We start from the raw sequence: 3497 nt of genomic DNA on the forward strand, positions 1-3497 counted from the left end.
GCTTACTCATGTTGCTCTTGCTCACTGCCTGGCACTGCTTCCTCCGGGACCATCGGTCCCAGTATCAGGGTGTCCAGCTCAGCGGGGGAACTCCAGGTCGGCGACTTCGACGACCTTGCGGCTCAGGTGTGACATGGACGAACTGGCATCCAACACAAGAGCAACGTGATTGATGTAGTTCTGGTTTCTGGACATAATCGCTCCCCCTTTTCCGACTCGATGCACCCATCTTCTCACCCACCACTGACAATCGATCTTGGAGTCCAGGTTGGATGCAGACACGAAACGCCCGGACTGTCCACGAGGAAAGATCCGGGCCCAGCGCCGTCACACGTGCCGCATCAGCGAGCCATCCGAGGAGAGCCGACCAGCCTGAACCGGGGTGTGCATGGAGGTATGCAACGAGGGTTTCACCACCCAGAGTGACGACGTCTTAGACGGTGCCCTATGTGGTGATCGGTCGTTGGGCTGTGTATGGGGCGGGGTACGTGGAGTTGGATCGTTCCGGACGGGTTGTGGGAGATCGCGAAGCCGTTGATCCCGCCGTCGAAGGTGCGGCCGCAGGGTGGCGGGACGCAGGACACACCTGTGAGACTCCGGGCCCCGGCCGTGAGACGCGGCCGCACCGTGCCCTTTCGCGCCCATCAGCATGACCAGCCAGAGCTGGATCCAGCATTACTCAACATGATCAGGGGGCCTTACGCTGGCACGCGAATCGTGCGGCCCTTGGCCTGCCCGCGTAGTGTCCGATTGGCCCCCTGGTCTTGCTCGACGCGGGACCGGACGAGGGTGTGGCGGCTGTTGGGGCCGCGATTGGTGCAGTTGGCGGTCTGGGCGGGGCTTGCTCACGGTGGTGGGGCAGAGGCGGCAACTACCTCCACGTCGGCGGGCCGGCCTTCGCCGGCCATGAACCTCCAGACCAGCCCGTGGCCCAGGACGACCAGCAGGATCAGCAGAACCGCCTCGGCCTGGATCGGCTGCACGCCGACGACGTCGGCGAGTTCGGGCGCCGCGCCCACCACCGCGATCAAGGTGTAGAACAGGGCGGCCACCGCCTGCGCCAGGGTCAGGAACACGGACGAGCCGTCCCGGCGGCTGCGCCCGGTCAGACGCATCGTCGACACACAGCCGATCACGGCGAGCACCACGAAGCTGAACCGCCAGATCTCCGGGGTCTCGGTGCCGCCGACCTGCGCGAACAGGCCCATGAGCGCGGGGAGCAGGAACGAGATATAGATACCGCCGACGATCCGGCGCAGCGCCGGATCGCGCAGCCAGTCCCGGTGACCCTGCACCACGTTCCACCAGAGGCCGACCAGCGTGAAGCAGGTGGCCGAGAAGAGTGCGTAGAACGTGCTGATATCCACCGAGCCTCCCACGTCAGGATCCGCACGGCGCGTCCACGGACCGCCTCGAACGGGTCACGCTTCCGGCGACATGGCCCATGATGTGGACCAGTGCGGAGTGGAGCGAGCGTCCCATGACAACGCAGCCGCCCTGGTGGACCGACACTCGTCACGCACCCCAACGGACGCCGGGCAGGCCGACGGACTGCTGAGTGGGCCCGCCGGGTGCCGAGCGCGTCGGCCGAGGTGCGTGTGGCCCTGCTCGGTCTACTGGTAATCCAGTGGGACTTCACCATTCCCGCTGCTCAGAGGCGTAGTTTCGAGCCAGCCGGACCGCGCCGGACCATCATCATGATCACCGGAGGGGAGTCCGGCGCTTGTCCCCAAAACAGCCGGAAACCCTCACCTGGGTGTACCCCATGTCAGACACCGTGCTCGGGATAGGGCTTGGGCTGATGGTGGTACGGCACCGCCCGAGCTACCTGCGCTCGCCAGCGACAGCAGCAACCGGGTTCAAGGAGGCGCTACGTGCCGCCGGGGTCAGTGACGGGCGCCGGGGAGAGGAGGCTGCTACGTGGATACCTGCTACCCCTGCGGGTGCCGGAGGCGCACCTCGGCGACCATGCGGACCGCACGCTTGCGCAGCTCAGGGGGGTAAGGGGAGGGACGTGCCACGACTCAATCCTCTCAGAGAATCGAGCCTCCATTCGACCCGGAACGTTCAAGCCGTCTTGGTGGGAGATCCGCATATCCTCGCCTGAGCGGCAACGCACCCCGCCAGCTTCCAGCCCTTCCACGTTCCGACGACCTAGTCTGCGGTCAGCACGCCCGAGTGCCGGGCGAGGCGATCACAGCAGCACCGGCCATGACCTGGAGGAAGCGATGCCCAGCCCGCAGCAGCCTTTCGGCACTGTCGTCAGCAGCATTGGCGTCAACCTGCGCAAGTACCCCAGCACCGATTCTGCCATCACCGGAACACGCAGCCACGGCGCTGAGATCGGCCTGAAGAGCAAGGTCCATGCCCAGGTCATCGACGGCAACAGCATCTGGTACCTACTGCGGGACGAGCCCGTCTGGGTCTCGGCCCGGCACGTCGACAACACCGGACAGGTTCCCCTTTCCAAGGATGTGGAGCCCGCGCAGCCCGTGGGCTGAAAGATACGAAGGGAGGAGTTGCCAACATGCGGGTGACTTCCCCTCTGCAGCCACCGTCGTGATCCTCCCCGCCCCGGTGGCGCCAGGACTCCACCACGCCCTACACGCCAGCCAGTCGGGGGGTCGCCGACGAAATGTGGGTGGCTCCAGTGACGGAATGCCCAGGGTGAGGAGGGCCGCGGCGGGTTCGTGGGCGTCGCGAGCGGTGCGTCTGTCCATGGCTGTGTCCCTGCCAGGACAGCCTTGAGGTTGAGAAGCTCGCGCATGACGCTGTGGTCGCCCTTGTCGGGGTGGTGTTGGTGCGCTGCTGCTCGCCAGGCGACCCGAACCGAGATGGTGCCGTGTCGTCCAGGTCCGCAAGGTCGCGGACGCGGGCGGTGGCCTCCGGGACGGAGAGGACGGACCCCGATGGCGTGTTCCGAGCGCGTCGGCTGCGAGTGAAGTCTTCCCAGAAGGCCTCCCACTCGGCGTCCTCGGCCTCCCACTTCTTCTCCATCCGACGCCATCGAGCCTGTTCAGCACGCCATTTCGCCTGCCTCTCGGCGCCCACCGCGCCCCACTCCGCCCACCAGCGACGGCGGTGTACCCGCTCCCGGTCGAACGCGAGCCGATCCTGCACGCAGAGCTTGCGGCGGTACCGCCAGCCGGCCTGCTGGCACACATCCGAGCAGAACCATGGCACCGGACCGGTCCTCGCTGGCGAGAGCAGACACGTGCGGAGCGCGGCCACTCGCACCGGCACCACGTCACTCCACGTACGCCGGCGTTCTTGTCGACCCGGGCCATGGCACGCCTCCGCACGACCATCGAGAGGTAACTCGTAACGCAGTGACCAACCACCGCTGTCTCTTTCGCGTTACGAGCTACCTCCGCGGCCCCCTACCTCGACGCTGGGACGGCTCGGGAGTGTCTAATCAACGGCGGATCTGCTGATCAAGGAGAGACGCCGAGTGAGCGAGACGATGATCGGGCACGAGTCCGTCGAGGAGTCGGCCG

General features: G+C 66.4%; 2 protein-coding genes and 1 pseudogene. 2 read left to right on the forward strand and 1 reads right to left on the reverse strand.

All coding sequences use genetic code 11. The annotated features are described in order from the left end of the window. Window positions 1–474 precede the first annotated feature (474 nt). Window positions 475–588 (forward strand): annotated as a pseudogene (locus tag ABZW18_RS34365) (IS5/IS1182 family transposase); the annotation flags it as partial. A 257-nt stretch (window positions 589–845) separates the two neighbouring features. Here ABZW18_RS34365 and ABZW18_RS34370 read toward each other — a convergent pair. Beyond that, on the reverse strand, window positions 846–1367 hold the full coding sequence (locus ABZW18_RS34370) for a hypothetical protein (RefSeq protein ID WP_356195350.1): 522 nt from the start codon (window positions 1365–1367) through the stop codon (window positions 846–848). 861 nt (window positions 1368–2228) lie between these two features. On the opposite strand from ABZW18_RS34370, the gene ABZW18_RS34375 reads away from it, so the two are divergent. Further along, window positions 2229–2501, forward strand: coding sequence for an SH3 domain-containing protein (locus ABZW18_RS34375; protein WP_356195353.1), 273 nt, complete (start codon window positions 2229–2231; stop codon window positions 2499–2501). Window positions 2502–3497 lie beyond the last annotated feature (996 nt).

It is taken from the genome of Streptomyces sp. NPDC004647, assembly GCF_040609575.1.
In the GTDB taxonomy this organism is placed as follows: Bacteria; Actinomycetota; Actinomycetes; order Streptomycetales; family Streptomycetaceae; genus Streptomyces.